Below are 17,147 nucleotides of genomic sequence, written 5' to 3' on the forward strand. Positions count from 1 at the left end.
GGTTTCTTTTTATGATGAGGTATTTGCAAAAACTAGGTAAATCTTTGATGCTTCCGGTAGCATGTCTGCCGGCGGCAGGAATCCTCATGGGGATCGGTTACTGGATTGACCCAACAGGATGGGGGGCAAACAGTGCCATTGCTGCTTTTCTGATTAAGGCAGGCGGAGCTATAATTGATAATATGGCAATTCTTTTTGCAATTGGTGTTGGTGTGGGTATGTCAGATGATCATGAAGGCACTTCTGCTCTGGCAGCCCTGGTATCATGGCTGATGATACAGACCATGCTTTCCTCGGGAGTGGTGGCGATGTTAAAAGGAATTGATGTCAGTCAGGTAAATCCAGCATTTGGAAAAATTAATAACCAGTTTATTGGTATTGTTTCTGGTTTAATCGGTTCCAGCTGTTATAACCGGTTTAAAAACACAACGCTTCCCGATGCATTGTCTTTCTTTACTGGAAAACGCTCCGTTGCCATTGTTACGGCATTGTTTTCTCTTGTTGCTTGCCTGGTATTGTTTTTTGTATGGCCAATTATTTATACAGCATTAGTAATATTCGGTAAAGGTATTCTTGGTCTTGGCGCCGTTGGCGCAGGAATTTATGGCTTCTTTAACCGTCTTCTAATACCGTTTGGACTTCATCATGCCTTAAATTCTGTTTTCTGGTTTGATGTGGCTGGAGTGAATGACCTTGGTAATTTCTGGACAGGAAAAGGCATACTGGGACAGACTGGACAGTATATGACAGGTTTCTTCCCTGTTATGATGTTTGGTCTTCCCGCAGCAGCCCTTGCCATGTATCATACGGCAAAACCAGGTAGGAAAAAACAGGCCTACGGTCTGTTACTGGCAGCAGCAGTTTGTTCTTTTTTTACAGGTGTAACAGAGCCGCTTGAATTTGCATTCATGTTTCTTGCTCCCGGATTATATCTAATCCATGCAATTCTTACGGGAATATCATTAACTATTTGCGCTATGCTTCCAGTACGTGCCGGATTTGTTGACTGGTTCTTGAGTTTTAAAGCACCCATGGCTGTGAATCCGCTTTATATTATACCACTTGGATTGATTTACAGCCTGATCTATTACATCGTGTTCCGAATTGCTATATTGAAATTTAATTTTAAAACACCAGGTCGTGAGGATGATGATCTGGATGAGTCTGTTGCTGTATTGAAAAATGATAACTATGAGTTCGTAGCTTCCATTATACTGGATGGAGTCGGCGGAAAAGAGAATGTTGTAAGTATAGATAACTGTATTACCAGATTAAGGCTTGAAATAAAGGATTATACACTTGTGGATGAGAAGAAGATAAAATCTTCCGGTGTAGCCGGTGTGATAAGACCTGGAAAGACTAGTGTTCAGGTTGTGGTTGGAACAAAGGTACAATTTGTTGCGGAAGAATTTCAGAAACTATGTAAATAATAGAAAGGAGGAGAGGCTTTTTGTTGTCAAAGCCTCCCCTCTTTTTGTCATAGAAGACATTATATTTCCTGTTCTTCTTCTGTATTTTCGAAGGATCCGTAAAAGACCGTCTGTTCAATGTCCAGGCGCTCATAATGTAATTTGTTCGGGACAGCATCATCGGCGGGATATCCCATAAGCAGTATTGCTACAGGTATTATGTTTTCAGGAATGCAGTAGGCCTCTTTGATTTTTTCCGGGTCAAAATGTCCTACCCAGGTCGAACCAATTTCTAATTCAGAAGCTTGCAGCATCATATGAGTTGCGACAATGCTTGCATCGATTTCCCCCTCATCTTTTTCATCGTATTTTCTTTTCCAGCTCACCGTTTTATCGTAGCATACAAGCAGTGCCAGCTGCTGATGAAACTGAAAAGGGGTGCAGAGACTGATTTTTGATAAATCTTTTTCATCATTCAGTACAAGTATTCTCTGGGGCTGGTAATTGCAGGCAGTAGGTGCATTACGTCCTGCCTCAAGGATGAGATCTAATTTCTCTTTTTCTACTTTCTTATCGCTGAATTTTCGAACGGAAAAGCGTTCTTTAGATAATTCTAAAAATTTCATTTTAAACCTCCATAGACAAATATTTGACATTTATGAAGATAGTATATATGATTATGATACATACTTCAAGTATGAACATTATTGTTATATACTATATTAATTGTAAGTATTGAGGTGGTTAAGTGGATTTTAATAATAAATTTGGTAAATGTCCAATCTATTATACAATATCAAAGATAGAGGGAAAATGGAAGTGGGTCATCTTGTATAAGCTTTATAAATCAAACATAATGCGGTACAGCAGGTTATGGGATGAATTACAACCGATTGCCCATCGCACGTTAAGCAAACAGTTAAAGGAGTTAGAGGCAGATGGGTTAGTACATCGGGAACAGTACAATGAAGTACCGCCCAGAGTGGAATATTCGCTTACAGAAGACGGTCAGACACTTGCTCCAATCCTTGACTTAATGTCTGAATGGGGTGCACAGCGGATTCAACAGGAATCATTCACAAAAGATACTTAAGGATTGGAGTAAGATTATGAAGTTTACGATACCTCACTACTACCCCAGCTTTCTATGCAGCGCCGGTCAGTGCAGTGAAACCTGCTGTGCAGGCTGGAAAATCATGATAGACAGTGCTTCCCTGAAAAAATACAGAGCACAAGCGGCTGGACTAGGTGAAAAGCTTTTATATGGAATTGACTGGAAGAAAAGCTGTTTTAAACAAAGGAGGGGAAGATGCGCTTTTTTAAATGTAAGGAATCTCTGCGATATTTACACAGAGGCAGGACCTTCCATGCTCTGCAAAACCTGCAGGGAATATCCAAGACATACGGAAGAATACGAAGGCGTCAGGGAACGTTCCCTGTCAATGTCCTGTGAAGAAGCGGCAAAGCTGATTCTTAGTTTAGAAGAACCGGTTCAATTTCTCACAGAGGAAGACGGCAAAGAGGAGACATATCCGGAGTTTGATTCCAAGCTTTTCATAAAACTGGTAGAAGTGAGAAAAGAGATATTTGCACTTTTGCAGAACCGCAGCAGGGAGATTTCCCTTCGGGCTGCCATGGTTCTGGGACTGGGACATGATCTGCAAAGAAGGATTCGGGCTGGAAAGCTTTATCAGACCGGAGAGTTAATCAACCGATACAGGCAGATGGGCTGTGAAGAATTTGTCTCGCAAAAACGGCGGGAGTATGCGGCAACTGACAAGGAGCGTTATAAAACAATGAAAAGCTGGTTCTCTCTTTTAGATAAGATGGAAGTAATAAATCAGGATTGGCCATTTTATATTGGAGAGTTAAAGACTCTGCTTTTTGAACAGGGACCGGATCACTACGGATATGAAAGAGAGAATTTTCAAAGATACTTCGATAAAATACCAGAAAGAAAGAGGGAGTGGGATCAGTGGATGGAACAGCTCCTTGTTTATTTTGTTTATACGTATTTTTGTGGGGCTGTTTATGATGGGAATCCATATGTAAAATTGAAAATGGCTGTTATCTGTACCATATTAATAGAAGAACTGGCATTGGCAATTTATATCAAACACGCAGGCAGCCTTACCTTTAACGAATTTGTCCGGCTGGTTCACCGGCTTTCCAGAGAATTAGAACATTCCGATGCAAATTTAAATGCTTTGGAGAATGCTTTTCGAACAGAGGGAGCATATAGTCTGAAAAAAATAATCAGTGTATTATAAGGGGACGATATGAAAAAAAAACAGAAATTTGTTCATCTGGCAGCCTGGTGCACGCTGGGGATGTTTATTATTTACTGCATTCTGATGTATTCCATAACCGGAGGGATCTGCCCGTTCAGGGGGTTATTTGGAATTCCCTGTCCTGCCTGTGGAAGTACCCGGGCGATGATTCGGTTCGCAAAAGGAGATTTTATTGGCGGCATGAGAATGAATCCTTCTGCACCCCTTCTTTTTCTTCTGCTGATTAATGAGATAAGGGTCAGTTATTTCAGGAGAGGAAATAAAAAGGCTGCCATGCTCCTTCTGGTGACAAGTGTGACCGTATCTCTGGCCGTATATCTGGTCCGAATGAGATTGTATTTTCCCCATATGGAACCATACATTATAGAACGCAGATCCCTGCTTTTTCGTATTCTTCATTTATATCTGACTTAAAAAAGTAAATTTCAGGCAGGAGGGACTAAATAGGCGCCAGAGTAGTCCGGCTTATCGAAGTCGGACTACTTATGTGATACTATTATATTAGGGATTATTAGAAACCTTCATTTATAACGGTCCAATTATTTTTATAATTCCTTGCCACACTAATAAATCTATCTTCATTTTCGTTATTCCTAATTACAGTTACATTAAATATAATAATGTCTCCAACATCATATTCTGATTCGATGTTTTCATTAGAATATTGACTGTTTGTATTTTCAGTTACTTTAATTTCTTTAACACCCCATGTTGCTTTTTTGTAATAATTAAGTGCAGTAGTTCTTGCTGCTTCCAATTCTTCTGCTGTTAGAGCCTCTTTATAAGATTTAGATTCTTTTGTCTTATTTTCAGTTTCAGCATCACTTCCTTGCGTATAGAGTATACTTCTGTCAATGGGATCGCTGTCTGGTCGATTTACAAAATCATCCTTTTCTGTAATTGTATAATTAACAAACGAAGCTACAAAATCACCATTATCCTGAAGTTTGATTTTAATTGCTTTTGATTCAGTTTTACCATTACGATAGGAAATCTCCAATACAATCGTATCCTCAAGTAATTCTTGCGGCAGGTCCTTAATAGATGTATTTTTATTACTTAAAGCTTCCCAAAGTTCATTAGGTTCCCAATTTACTATTAAATAATAATAATCGCTTTGATCAGAACCGTAATTTACGGTAAAATTTTTGGAAACTCCGAATTCTTCTCTTTTTTGGGTCCAGTCAATAAAATCTATCCATTGGTTTTTGACAGAATAACGTATAGTTTTTATATCATTCCCTTTTATATAGAAACTTAAAGGAGTACCAGTCATAGAGCCGTCAGCATTTAATTTTCCTGTTGATAAAACTGTTCCGGAACTGCTTATTTTTTCGTTTGTTTCATAGGCATAAGCTAGTACAGATGTTTTATTAAAAGGGTATAATATATTCACCCCTAATAATAAGCAGATGAAGAATACTGCGGCAATTATAGTTTTACCTATAGTTTTTTTATAGAAAAATATTTTCTGCGTAGATTTTGTATATTTAAGAGCTTCATTGATATATTTTGTATCAATCTCCCCAATTGCTTTCGAAAATATTTCTTTGTTCATAATATAACACCTCTCTTTAATAGATATTTTTTCATTCTCCCACGTATACGTGAAAGGCGGACAGAAGCATTGTGCTCAGTTATGCCAAACATTTTCGCAATTTCGATTAAGGAATCAGAAAACCAGTATCGGCGTACAAACATGACACGATTATCTTTGTCTAAGGTATCAAGAAAATCATTTATGATTTTAGCAAGTTCCTTTGAGTCATAATCTCTGTCGATACTATTTTGTGAAGGTATACAGTCTGCTAATTCCTCAAATGCAATATCATAATAGCTGTTTCGTTTCAATGCGGTATTTCTATAATATTTCTTTATAGAAAGATTACGCACAATACGACAAACATAGGCGAGCAGAGGATCCGGTTTTTCAGGCGGGATATTGTTCCATGTACCTAAGTAAGCATCATTCACACATTCTTCTGCATCCTGGGTATTGTTTAAAATATTTAGCGATACTTTATTACATATTTTTCCGTATTTATTTGACAGTTCTAATATAGCCTGCTCTGAACGCTCAAAGAACAAGTCAATGATTTGGCTATCTTCCATTGATGTGTTACACCTCCATTCGGTCTTAACCATATACTACGTTTTTAGATTAAAATATCACGGTTATTTAAAAAAATATTATAAATATCAATTTTTCTCAGCTATTAATATTCTAAAAAGAATATAATTAGGGCTTTCACCAGTTTACAATATGTGTAAGAAAATAACAATAAAACTGTGATGATTAAATATATTTCGAAAAAAACATAAAAAACATAAAATAATGTAAAAAAGTGTTACTAAATATTGGATTAGTACGTTTATATTAATAGAGGGGGGAGTTATAACTGTAAAATCATGAAAGGAGGAATTCTATGATTGAGAAAACGAAATAATAAAGTTCAATGTTATATAATTTAGTCTTAGCTTGTAGTAAGGAGGATTAATTGAATAAGAAGGAGAGAAACATATGAGAAAAAAATTTGCATTAGTATTATCTTTGAGCTTGATCTTAACAAGTGTAATTGGCTTATCAGCATATGCAGCAGCTGGTACGAATAGTATAACAGATACTGAAATATATCAAGGTATCGTTTCATATGTAGATGAAATATATCCTAATTTGAAAGATGAAGAGAAAAGTAAATTAGTTGATGAGCTGTATAAAGAAAAGAGTGAGGTATCATCTGTTGCAAAAAGTAAAACTGCAGTTGACAGAAACAACTCTGAGATTGATGTTGCATACGAAAATGTTATGGCGGAAGAAAACTACATTGTTGGCTTGATTAATGGATTGGGCGAGAATACGAATTTAGATAATTGGGAATTTAATCTGGAGTATTTACAAAACAATATTGATAGTATAAAAAATATATCAGATGTTAACTTGGCTTATGTAGAATCATATATGGAGGCATATGAATGGGTAAAATTAAATGAAAATATGCCCGATCAAAAAGTAAATGAAAATGCTTTTAATTTTACCACAGCTGCTGAAGTAATGGCGACAAGTTATTCATATTCGGATGCTGTCTCTTATGCAAATAAATATTACAAAAATTATAATAGTAACTATCCTGACTGGAATTCCGCAGGAGGTGATTGCGCTAATTTTATATCCCAGTGCCTATATGCTGGTGGTAAATCAATGAAAGGAACACCAGGAACTAAGAAAGCAGCAGACAATTTTGCAAACTGGTTCTCTAAAGGAACCTCTCAAAATGTAAAGAACGTGTCTTCTACCTGGCGCGGAGCGGATGCCTTTAGAAATTATTGGCAAACAAATGCGTCATCATATAAAAAATTCACCAGTGTAAATAGTACTTCCTTTTCCTATGGCTATAAAGGTGATGCGGTCTCATTATTAAATAGTAATGGAAGAGCATATCATACTATGATTATCGTTGGTTATTCAAGCCCGGATTTTACACTTGCAGCTCACACCGGTAGCACAAATTCTGCAAAGCTTAGCGATAAAGCTAATTCAAATGGATTTATTATTTATAATATGCGATAAAAATATACATTATTATATGGTATATGGTATATGGTACTGTGTATGATAGAACGCACGTCCCTACTTTTTCGTATTCTTCAATTACATAGAGTAAATTTATACCAATTTTATGCATTTTATGTTATAATGCTAATTGCAACAAAAATAGTATGAATTTACTAAGGAGAAAAAGTATGGAAAACTTCAACAATGAAAGCAACCAGGGAGTTCAGAATGCATATTCTGTTGATCCTAACAAAAGTGTTATGAGTTTGGGAGAATGGCTTATTACTCTCATTGTCATGATTATACCATGTGTGAATGTGATCATGATGTTTGTGTGGGGATTTGGAAACGGTAATGAAAACCGCAAGAATTTCTGCAGAGCTAGCTTAATCATGGCTGTTATCCAGATAATTCTTGGCGTTATATGTTATGTGGTATTTGCCGCCAGCTTTATTGCAGCAATGGGATATTAATGTAATATGTTAAAAAGCAGGATAACCGCAGATCAAAATCTGCGGTTATTTTTCACATCTGCTTAGATGCATTTATATAAAGTTTGCAAATACAGATGCAAATACAACGGTGCAAAGTCCGGAAGTGGCAATTGCAAGACTGCTCATGGCGCCTTCAATTTCCCCTATCTCCATTGCTTTTGTAGTGCCTACTGCATGTGCGGCGGAACCGATGGCAATGCCTACTGCAACCGGATTCGTTATTTTAAATACATGGCAGACGGTTTCTGCAATAATACTGCCCAAGATACCGGTTATAATTATACTGGCAACCGTGATAGTCACAATCCCTTTCATTTCTTCAGAGATTCCCATAGCAATCGCAGTCGTGATGGATTTTGGTAAAAAAGTCACATACTCCTGATGATTTAAGCCAAAGACCAGAGCCAGGAGAAAAACAGTACTCATGGTAGTGAGAACTCCGGTAAGTGTTCCTGCAATAATTGCCTTCCTGTGCTTTTTTAACAGGTTAAGCTGACGGTAGAGAGGGACAGCCAGGCAGATGGTTGCAGGAGTTAAAAGATAACTGATGTATTTTGCACTCTCATTATAAACGGTGTAATGTATCTTAAAAACGGATAGGAAAGCCATAACAAGAACGATAGAGATTAGCAGTGGATTAAAAATAGCCAGTTTCAGGCGCTTTTTAATCTGAATTCCCAATTCATAGCTCACAAGGCTTATGACAGACCCGAAGAATAAAAAATCACTGATTATATGATTCATGATCATTTCCTTCCTTCTTTTTGTCAGATTCTATAAAAAACTGGGTTACTTTTCCCGTTATTACCATAACTATAAACGTGGACATAAAAGTGATTAAGAGAAATGGTAAAAGAATAGGCCGGAGGGCACCCCACGAATCTAAAAGTCCTACGGCTGGCGGGATAAACAGCATGGGCATGATTTCCAGTAAAAAATTACTGACGTCCTCAACTGCCTCTAAGGGAATGAGCCTGGTATTTAAACCAATTAACATTAGAATAAGTCCATAGATACTTGCTGGCACGGGAAGAGGAACAAACAAATGAATGACTTCCCCAGTAAGTGAAATTAATAGTATAATGCCGAATTGTCTGATGTGTTTCATGACAAAGCCTCCTGTATTTCCTGTCGAAAATTCAACTATGGTTAATCCTATACGCAAATGTCGTTATTGTCAAATGATTTTTAATAAAATAAAAAAGGAGTTCATAACAATGCTTTATCAAATAGAATTTGCCATCCTATATGCACTTCAGTCTCTTCATAGTCCGTGGCTTGATCAGGTGATGACTCACATCACAACCCTGGGTGATCATGGGTTTATCTGGATTTTAACAGGGGTAATCCTAACATGCCTCCCCAAAACCAGAAAAATCGGGATCTGTGTTTTACTTAGTCTGGCAGCGGGGGGACTTCTGGGAAACATGATACTAAAAAATCTGATTCAAAGACCCAGACCCTGCTGGATTGATACCCAGGTCGTACTTTTGGTCCAGAATCCGAGAGACTATTCCTTTCCTTCCGGTCACACACTGGCTTCATTGGAAGGAGCACTCAGTATCTGGCTTTACAACAGAAGACTGGGTGTACCATTTCTGTTCCTGGCTGTTTTGATCGCATTTTCAAGATTGTATCTTTTTGTGCATTTCCCTACCGATGTTCTGGCGGGAGCAGTACTTGGCGGTTTCATCGCTATATCTGTACACCGGATTATTGAACAGCGTAGTATGTGCTGAAAAAAACATTTGCTTTCTGCAGAATCTGTGTTATACTGATGGCGAAACAAAACTAAATAAAAGTCGCAGAGTAGACTTGTGTGCGTTAAGTGCCCGCTGAACAGGGAGTTGTCAGCAGGACGAAAAGATTTTCTTGCGGTACATGAGTCGCATCCCGCTGCACCAGAAGATAGGTGTCTTATCTCCGGTCGTAGTCTGAGGTCTGCAAAGGAGGTATTTTTTTATGAAAAAATTCGTTACTTTGTTCACCGATTCTTACAGAGAACTGAAGTCTGTAAGGACAATCACTGCCGCAGCAATGTTTGCCGCAGTTGCCATCATCCTGGATGTGTTTTCCATTCAGCTGGGAAGTTACATTAAGATCACGTTTTCATCTGTTCCCAATGGAATCATTTCCTACTTATTCGGTCCGGTAGTGGGCGGACTTTTTTCCGGAAGCCTTGATGTGCTGAAGTATTTATTAAAACCCACCGGCGCCTTTTTTCCTGGTTTTACCCTGGTCACTGCCCTGGCAGGAATTCTATACGGTATTATGTATTACAAAAAGCCTGTTACCTTAAGAAGAATTCTTATATCCAAGCTGGTGGTCATGCTGATCTGCAATGTGTTTTTAAATACCCTTTGTCTTTCCCTGCTTTACGGAAAAGGATTTATGGTATTGCTCCCGGCAAGGGCACTTAAAAACTTGGTGATGTGGCCCATTGATTCCATGATATTCTATACACTGATTAAGACCATGGATTCCATAGGTGTTTTTAAAACGATACGGAGTGTGAATTTGATTCGAACAAAATAATAAGCAAAACCCCGGAGTGTCAGCGTACACTCAGGGGTTTCCGTTAAATGCCGGATTGTTCTGTTTTGCTGGTCGGATACCTTCAGATGAACAACCACCTTCGTAAAATACATAGACATAAGCCGTGTTTCGTAATATAATCTTAGGTATATGCTATAATATCAGTTTTAACAGGAGGAATGAATGATGAGCGATAGCAGCTGTACACATAATTGCAGTACTTGCGGAGAAAGTTGCGGGAGCAGGGAGGAAGCACAGACAAGCTTTTTAGAGCCGTTAAATCCTTCCAGTATTGTGAAAAAAGTAATTGGAGTGGTAAGCGGGAAGGGCGGTGTAGGTAAATCCCTGGTAACTTCCCTGATGGCAGCAGGTATGAATGGAAAGGGATATAAAACAGCTATCCTGGATGCGGATATAACAGGGCCTTCCATACCGAAGGCATTTGGTTTATCGGATAATGGCGTTGGAATGACACCAAACGGACTGATGATTCCGGCTGTCAGTGCGACAGGGATCGAAGTGATGTCTGCCAATTTAATTCTGGATCATGAGACTGATCCGGTTATCTGGAGAGGACCGGTCATTGCAGGAGCTGTAAAGCAGTTCTGGCAGGAAACTCTTTGGGAGGATATCGATTATATATTTGTAGATATGCCTCCGGGAACTGGAGATGTGCCGTTAACCGTATTCCAGTCTCTGCCTCTTGACGGTATTATCATTGTTACCTCTCCTCAGGAGCTGGTTTCCATGATTGTTGGAAAGGCAGTGAATATGGCAAAGAAGATGAATATTCCGATTCTGGGACTTGTGGAGAATATGAGCTATTTTACCTGTCCGGACTGCAAAAAGCAGATTTCTGTATTTGGAGAAAGCCATATTGATGAAGTGGCGGAAAAATACGGCGTAGGTGTATTGGCTAAGATCCCCATCGATTCGAAGATTGCAGGAGCTGTTGATGCCGGTACAGTGGAATATGTAGAGGCACCATGGCTGAAAGATGCAGTTGATACAGTAGAGGCAGTATAGTCTTAACTGTTTTTCGAGGTATAAGAATGAATATAAATATGAACCCCAACAGTGAACTGAACCAGTCAATTGTGAAAGTTCCCAATCTTGTTTCAGTTCCGGATCCCCTGATCAATCAGGCTTATCAGTTTCAGGAAGCCATGATGATGTATACCTGTGCCATTCGGGAGGTCAAGACAAAGCTGGAAGTTTTAAATGATGAATTATCAGTGAGAAACTCCAGAAATCCCATTGAACTGGTAAAGTCCAGAGTGAAGAAACCGGTCAGTATTGTGGAGAAATTAACTCGCAGAGACCTTCCGGTTTCCTTAGAATCCATGATGGAGAATCTGGATGATGTGGCAGGAATCCGGGTGATCTGTTCGTTTCTTGATGATATTTATGCAGTGGCAGATATGCTTGCCCGTCAGGATGATGTTCATATCATTGCCATAAAGGACTATATCCGCCAGCCGAAAAGCAATGGATACCGCAGTTATCATATGATCGTTGAGATTCCGGTATTTTTCTCTGATCAGAAAAAATGGATGCGGGTGGAGGTTCAGATACGGACAATGGCGATGGATTTCTGGGCGAGTCTGGATCATCAGCTGAAATACAAGAAAGAGATGCAGGTATATTCCCAGGAGATCAGTGAGGAACTGAGGGAATGTGCAGATGTGATTGCCCTGACCGACCAGAAGATGCTCAATATCAGAAAGCGGATTGAGGAACAGGGAATTACTGTTACAAAATAAAAGGAATAAGGGGTAAAGCGTAACGTTTATCCCTTATTCCTTTTTTTATGAAGAATGAAGCAGAGCCGGTAAAGTGACGGTAAAGGTGGTCCCGTTTTCTGCACTGCTGGTGACGTTGATACTACCCTTATGACGGTCGACGATGGTTTTTGCTATAGAAAGGCCCAGTCCGTATCCGCCTTCTTTCCTGGCCCTGGACTGATCGGTCCTGTAAAAGCGTTTAAATACATGCTTTTGTTCTTCCGGTAGAATGGGGTTTCCCGAGTTTGTAATGATAAAAACAGCGTGCCCGGCTGTTTTTTTTAATACAACAGACACTTTACCATTCTTTCCGGCGTATTTACAGGCATTGTCCAGAAGAATGGTTATTAACTGCTTTAACTGAACTTCAATGCCTTCTAAAATAATATCAGATTCTAATTCATTCTCAAGAGCAACCTTATTTTCATAAGCGACGGATTCAAAGAGCAGTACACTATTTAAGACCAGTTCACTAAAATTCAGTGTCTGCTTTAACTGTGTAACGGATTCCATGGTTTCTGAATCCGATCGTGCGAGGAAAAGCAGTTCTTCCACAAGCTGTTTCATCCGATCTGCCTCTTCTTTTGTATTAATGATCCATTTTTCCTGTTCTTTTATCGTGCGTTCTTTATGGGCCAAAAGAATCTGCAGATTAGCAAGAATAACAGTGATGGGAGTCTTTAATTCGTGAGAAGCATCTGCAATAAACTGGTTCTGCTGATCCCATGCCTGCTCTGCAGGTTTCATAGCCAGGCGGGAAAGAAACAGGCTTAAGAGGAAAAATAAAAAGACGGCATATAAAAAGACCAGGAGACAGTTGAACAATAAATTCTCTAAAGAATTCCGCTCATAGCTTTGATCCGCAAAACCGATTTTAGTGCCGTTCCTTGATGAGATCTTCAGATAACGGAGGGAATAATCCTTTAAAAAACCTTCTCTGGAATCGGAGGCATTGACCAGTCCGATTAAGGTTGAGGCCAGCTCATTCGTAACCGTAATGTTATTTTCGTCTATGTTCTCTATGGTTTGATCTTCATTTAATGTTATAACAAACACAGGAATAAGGGGGAGTGTATTCTGTTTTGGTCTTCTTCCAAATTCTACTTTGTCCGGTGGCATTTTAAAACGTTCATGATTCATGGACTGGAAGAGAGCTATGGAGGTGTCCCTTACAATCCGATTCCTGTTTGCCATGTAAAAGACCCCTAAAACTGCAGCCAGTATGCTGATAACAAAGCCCATATTAATAAGTATGAACCGGGTCCTTAGCTTTCTGATCATCTGGCTTCCTCCAGGCGGTAACCTACTTTTCGTACAGTCATAATCTCTGCTTTTGATCCAAGATAATGAAATTTTTTACGTAAAAATGAAATGTATGCTTCTACATTATTATCCTCTGCATCAGAACCGGATCCCCATACACGGTTAATCAGCGTATCTTTTGAAGTGATTTTCCCAAGGCTGCTCATAAGGATTCTTAATACTTCGAATTCTTTATAACTTAAATGAATGGATTTGGCACCGCAGGATAAATCATTGGCTGACAGATTTAGTTTAAGATCCGCAAAAGTCATTTCTTCCACAATCACTTCTCCCTGTCTGCGGGAGAGTGCACGGATACGCGCCAGAAGTTCTTCTGGAATAAATGGTTTTGTCATATAATCATCCGCACCTTTATCCAGTCCGGTTACTTTATCACTTACGCTGTCACGCGCTGTAAGCATGAGAATGGGAGTTTGTATCCTGGCTTCCCGAAGTTTTTCAACAATCTGAAATCCATTCTCACCTGGGAGCATGACATCCAGAATAATCACGTCATAATCTCCTGACAGTGCAAAATGTAAGCCGTCTGTTCCATCATAAACAAGATCGGTCTGATAATGCTGCTCTTTCATAATCTGTCCCATGGCCTCTGCCAGTCTGATTTCGTCTTCCACAATTAACAACTTCATAGGTATGTTCTCCTTTGTTTTTATTATAGCCTTTTAAAGTATTTTAAGCAATGCAGTTTATTTTCAGTTTAATTTCAGTCTGCCATCACAAAGCCATCACAACGATTTGTTAAGATATTAAAAAATCTTATGAAGGAGAGGAAAACCTTAATGAATGCACGAAGAACAGCGGCATCGCTTGCAGTTATTCTGGCTGCAACGGCAGTTGCACCGATGAATGCGGAGGCATCAGCCAATTTTGATTTAAGAAAAAAAGTCATCGGTATATCGGGCATTATGAATATAACCAATACTGATATGACTGTGACGAGAGGGGAATTTGCCTCCATGCTGGTAAATGCTTCTTCCTACCGTAGTACAGTGAGCAATTTAAGCAATACTTCCGTATTTGCAGATGTACCAAGGGATTTTGAATATTCGGCTCAGATCAGGATTGCCGCAGAACAGGGCTGGATGAGTGGTTATCTGGGAGGTATGTTTAAACCGGATGAATACATAACGCTTCAGGATGCGGTGAAAGGGGTTCTGGCATTACTTGGATATAAGAATTCTGATTTTACTGGTGATCAGTCGGGCTCCAGACTTTCCAAATATCATTTTCTTGAGTTAGATGAAAATATTAACAGAGATGCTCAGGAAATATTGAAAAAAGAAGACTGTGTCAACCTGTTTTATAATCTGCTGAAAGCAGATAATACATCCGGTACCATGTATGGAAAGATTTTAGATTGTGAATTGACCGAAGACGGAGAAATCAATCCGTTTACCATGGTTGATAACAGCTTAAAAGGACCAAAAGTGGTAAGAAGCAAGAGCCGTTTAAATTCATATCTGCCCTTTAAACTCAGTGCAGCCAATGTTTATCTGGATGGAGATGCAGTGAGTAATTCCAGTGATGCCATTACTGTCGCGTTAGAAAGTTCCGATGGTGTTCTCGTTTATTACCATTCTTTATCCAAAACGGTATGGCTTTATACTGTTGGAACTGAAAATGAAAACGGACGATCTGCGGCATTTGGAGAAATCACAAATATCATTTACAATTCCACTGATTTAATGAATCCCAGTGCAATCATTCTTGATGATGGGAATACGTATACACTCACCAGCACCGAGATGCAGTTCGCATTTTCTTCTTATGGGGATTTGAGAGTAGGAGACACCGTCAATCTTGTTTATACGCTTTCCACCGACAATAACGGAGATGAAACGAGAACTGTCATTGACTATATAGAAGATTAACGGGAGAGGCCGGAATGAAAAAGATTATACAGAAATTAATTAAAAATGATAATAAAAAAAAGAAGGGAAAAAGGAAGAAAATATTCATCCTTTTGCTTCTGATTCTCATTGCATCTGCAGTTGTTTTCTTTGCTTTTTCGTATAAAAAAAGCAAGGGGGCAGATGCAAAAGCTCAAAAGATAAAAACAGCTGTTGTTACGAAAAGAGACATCTCTTCAAAATTATCTTCTTCCGGAACTATTTCTCCAAAGGATACGTATGATATCACCTCATTAGCAGAGGGGGAAGTCATTGAGGCGGATTTTGAAGAGGGTGACGAGGTGGAAAAAGGCCAGGTCTTATACCGGATCGACAGCTCTTCTGCAGAGAGCCAGCTGACCTCTGCCAACAATTCTCTGGAAAGAGCGCAGGAAAACTATCAGGTTGCGATGGATAATTATAATGATGCTTTAAAGGATTATAGCGGGAATACATATAAGTCTACAGAAACCGGGTATATCAGCACTCTTTCTATAAAAGAAGGAGATAAGGTCAGCGATAAAACGGAACTGGCCTCTATAACCGATGACAGCATTATGAAAATCAAGCTCCCTTTTCTCTCTGGAGAGGCAGCCCAGATAGCAGCAGGCAGTACTGCTGTTCTGACACTGGTGGACACCGGAGAGCAGGTGAATGGATCTGTGGTTTCTGTGGGAAATATGGATGTGATACTGACAGGAGGCCGGATTGTCCGTTATGTAACCATTGAGGTTCCAAATCCGGGAGGACTGACGAAGGAAACTTCGGCAACCGGAACTGTTGGTGAATTTGTGTGCAGCATGGAAGCAATCTTTGAACCAAAGCTTGAAACAACTATGAAAGCGGACCTTTCATCAGTAGTTGAAGTTGGTACAGTTCTTGTTCACGAGGGAGACCATGTGACAAAGGGAACTCCTATTTTTACAATGGAAAATAAAAGTGCAAAAGCCCTGATGCGTACCTACAAGGATGCTCTTGATAAAGCGGAATCTTCTCTGGAATCTGCAAAAACGACTCTGGATAATACACAGGAGACTTATGATAACTATACCATTACGGCTCCCATATCAGGTAAAGTAATTACAAAAAGCGTAAAGGCAGGAGATAAGATATCAAAAAGTTCCAGTGGAAGTACGACGCTTGCAACTATTTATGACATGTCAGATTATACCTTTGAAATGAGTGTGGATGAACTGGATGTCAAATCAGTAGCGGTAGGACAGAAGGTAACAATAACTGCTGACGCAGTAAGCGGTAAAACATTTTCCGGAACAGTCACAAACGTTAGTTTAAAAAGCACGACGACCGATGGGGTGACCAATTATCCGGTTACCATTACACTGGATGACGGTATGGAAGATCTTCTTCCTGGTATGAATGTAGATGGAATTATTCTTCTTAATGAGGCGTCTGATGTACTTACGATTCCGGCAGATGCACTGATACGGGGAAATTATGTTTATGTAAAAGACGATTCGGTAAAAGAAGCGGCAGGAGATATTCCGGCAGGATTTAAGGCGGTAGAAGTAAAAACAGGATTAATCAATGATGATTATATAGAAGTTACTTCAGGTCTGGAAGAAAATCAGGAGGTTTATGTTTCGCAGACTACGGTAACCACCAATAAAAATACCGGTATGCAGGGAGAAATGGGAGGTCCTCCTGGTGGAATGGGTGGTGCCATTGGCGGTAACCGGAGCGGCAGCGAAAACCGAAACGGTAGTGGAAGCGGCCGGCCCCCGTCATAAAATAAGTCCAGCTAAGAAATGTCAATAGTGAATGGAAAAAAAATTAATTTTTCTATTTAGGTAAAAAAGGGCAACTTTAATACACCTTTTGATATTCCGACAAATAGCGGGTTCAAAGGAG

19 protein-coding genes and 1 riboswitch are annotated in these 17,147 nt (G+C 39.3%); of the genes, 12 read left to right on the forward strand and 7 right to left on the reverse strand.

Translation table 11 applies throughout. The annotated features are described in order from the left end of the window. The first annotated feature begins 11 nt into the window (after positions 1-11). Complete coding sequence (nagE, locus tag CRO04_RS23275) at positions 12-1,430, forward strand: N-acetylglucosamine-specific PTS transporter subunit IIBC (protein ID WP_207654510.1); 1,419 nt, start codon at positions 12-14, stop codon at positions 1,428-1,430. A gap of 59 nt (positions 1,431-1,489) precedes the next feature. Here the strand turns inward: nagE and CRO04_RS23280 are convergent, their stop codons facing one another. Next, positions 1,490-2,035 carry a nitroreductase family protein gene (locus CRO04_RS23280; RefSeq protein WP_097006640.1) on the reverse strand — a complete coding sequence of 182 codons (546 nt, stop codon included), beginning with the start codon at positions 2,033-2,035 and terminating at the stop codon, positions 1,490-1,492. Positions 2,036-2,157: 122 nt separating this feature from the next. Here CRO04_RS23280 and CRO04_RS23285 point away from each other — a divergent pair, with 122 nt between their 5' ends. Genes CRO04_RS23285 through CRO04_RS23295 form a run of 3 tightly spaced genes read left to right on the forward strand, consistent with a single transcriptional unit; the run spans position 2,158 to position 4,114 of the window. Beyond that, on the forward strand, positions 2,158-2,502 hold the full coding sequence (locus CRO04_RS23285; protein WP_097006641.1) for a winged helix-turn-helix transcriptional regulator: 345 nt from the start codon (positions 2,158-2,160) through the stop codon (positions 2,500-2,502). A 16-nt stretch (positions 2,503-2,518) separates the two neighbouring features. Beyond that, positions 2,519-3,679 carry a flagellin lysine-N-methylase gene (gene fliB, locus CRO04_RS23290; protein ID WP_097006642.1) on the forward strand — a complete coding sequence of 387 codons (1,161 nt, stop codon included), beginning with the start codon at positions 2,519-2,521 and terminating at the stop codon, positions 3,677-3,679. Between the two features lie 9 nt (positions 3,680-3,688). After that, positions 3,689-4,114 (forward strand): DUF2752 domain-containing protein, encoded by a 426-nt coding sequence (locus CRO04_RS23295; RefSeq protein ID WP_097006643.1) that lies wholly within the window; start codon positions 3,689-3,691, stop codon positions 4,112-4,114. A 97-nt stretch (positions 4,115-4,211) separates the two neighbouring features. Here the strand turns inward: CRO04_RS23295 and CRO04_RS23300 are convergent, their stop codons facing one another. Next, positions 4,212-5,258, reverse strand: a complete 1,047-nt coding sequence (locus CRO04_RS23300; RefSeq protein ID WP_097006644.1) for a hypothetical protein — start codon at positions 5,256-5,258, stop codon at positions 4,212-4,214. Beyond that, complete coding sequence (locus CRO04_RS23305) at positions 5,255-5,812, reverse strand: RNA polymerase sigma factor (protein ID WP_097006645.1); 558 nt, start codon at positions 5,810-5,812, stop codon at positions 5,255-5,257. Before CRO04_RS23305 ends, CRO04_RS23300 begins: the two co-directional genes overlap by 4 nt. 409 nt (positions 5,813-6,221) lie before the next feature. Here CRO04_RS23305 and CRO04_RS23310 point away from each other — a divergent pair, with 409 nt between their 5' ends. Then, on the forward strand, positions 6,222-7,268 hold the full coding sequence (locus CRO04_RS23310; protein WP_097006646.1) for an amidase domain-containing protein: 1,047 nt from the start codon (positions 6,222-6,224) through the stop codon (positions 7,266-7,268). Between the two features lie 173 nt (positions 7,269-7,441). Further along, positions 7,442-7,726, forward strand: a complete 285-nt coding sequence (locus CRO04_RS23315; protein ID WP_097006647.1) for a hypothetical protein — start codon at positions 7,442-7,444, stop codon at positions 7,724-7,726. A 72-nt stretch (positions 7,727-7,798) separates the two neighbouring features. On the opposite strand, the gene CRO04_RS23320 is transcribed toward CRO04_RS23315, so the two are convergent. Together CRO04_RS23320 and CRO04_RS23325 are read right to left on the reverse strand one after the other, a co-directional pair. Then, on the reverse strand, positions 7,799-8,491 hold the full coding sequence (locus CRO04_RS23320) for an LrgB family protein (RefSeq protein WP_097006648.1): 693 nt from the start codon (positions 8,489-8,491) through the stop codon (positions 7,799-7,801). Further along, positions 8,472-8,855 carry a CidA/LrgA family protein gene (locus CRO04_RS23325; protein ID WP_097006649.1) on the reverse strand — a complete coding sequence of 128 codons (384 nt, stop codon included), beginning with the start codon at positions 8,853-8,855 and terminating at the stop codon, positions 8,472-8,474. The genes CRO04_RS23320 and CRO04_RS23325 overlap by 20 nt, the downstream gene beginning before the upstream one ends. A gap of 109 nt (positions 8,856-8,964) precedes the next feature. Between CRO04_RS23325 and CRO04_RS23330 the strand changes: the two genes are divergently transcribed. The 4 genes from CRO04_RS23330 to CRO04_RS23345 all read left to right on the forward strand — a co-directional run bounded on the left by CRO04_RS23330 (position 8,965) and on the right by CRO04_RS23345 (position 12,045). Further along, positions 8,965-9,486 (forward strand): phosphatase PAP2 family protein, encoded by a 522-nt coding sequence (locus CRO04_RS23330; RefSeq protein WP_242974614.1) that lies wholly within the window; start codon positions 8,965-8,967, stop codon positions 9,484-9,486. A gap of 64 nt (positions 9,487-9,550) precedes the next feature. Then, a riboswitch (THF riboswitch) is annotated at positions 9,551-9,648 on the forward strand. Positions 9,649-9,709: 61 nt separating this feature from the next. Further along, positions 9,710-10,282, forward strand: a complete 573-nt coding sequence (locus CRO04_RS23335) for a folate family ECF transporter S component (RefSeq protein ID WP_097006650.1) — start codon at positions 9,710-9,712, stop codon at positions 10,280-10,282. A gap of 186 nt (positions 10,283-10,468) precedes the next feature. Next, positions 10,469-11,308 carry a P-loop NTPase gene (locus CRO04_RS23340; RefSeq protein WP_097006651.1) on the forward strand — a complete coding sequence of 280 codons (840 nt, stop codon included), beginning with the start codon at positions 10,469-10,471 and terminating at the stop codon, positions 11,306-11,308. Positions 11,309-11,334: 26 nt separating this feature from the next. Beyond that, positions 11,335-12,045: a GTP pyrophosphokinase gene (locus tag CRO04_RS23345; protein WP_097006652.1), complete on the forward strand. Its 711-nt coding sequence runs from the start codon at positions 11,335-11,337 to the stop codon at positions 12,043-12,045. 45 nt (positions 12,046-12,090) lie between these two features. Here the strand turns inward: CRO04_RS23345 and CRO04_RS23350 are convergent, their stop codons facing one another. Then, positions 12,091-13,347, reverse strand: coding sequence for a sensor histidine kinase (locus tag CRO04_RS23350; protein WP_097006653.1), 1,257 nt, complete (start codon positions 13,345-13,347; stop codon positions 12,091-12,093). Further along, positions 13,344-14,018, reverse strand: a complete 675-nt coding sequence (locus tag CRO04_RS23355) for a response regulator transcription factor (RefSeq protein ID WP_097006654.1) — start codon at positions 14,016-14,018, stop codon at positions 13,344-13,346. Before CRO04_RS23355 ends, CRO04_RS23350 begins: the two co-directional genes overlap by 4 nt. 150 nt (positions 14,019-14,168) lie before the next feature. Between CRO04_RS23355 and CRO04_RS23360 the strand changes: the two genes are divergently transcribed. Next, complete coding sequence (locus tag CRO04_RS23360) at positions 14,169-15,260, forward strand: S-layer homology domain-containing protein (RefSeq protein ID WP_097006655.1); 1,092 nt, start codon at positions 14,169-14,171, stop codon at positions 15,258-15,260. A 14-nt stretch (positions 15,261-15,274) separates the two neighbouring features. Then, positions 15,275-17,026 (forward strand): HlyD family efflux transporter periplasmic adaptor subunit, encoded by a 1,752-nt coding sequence (locus CRO04_RS23365; RefSeq protein WP_097006656.1) that lies wholly within the window; start codon positions 15,275-15,277, stop codon positions 17,024-17,026. Positions 17,027-17,147: the final 121 nt, after the last annotated feature.

The organism is Lacrimispora amygdalina, assembly GCF_900205965.1.
In the GTDB taxonomy this organism is placed as follows: Bacteria; Bacillota; Clostridia; order Lachnospirales; family Lachnospiraceae; genus Lacrimispora; species Lacrimispora amygdalina_A.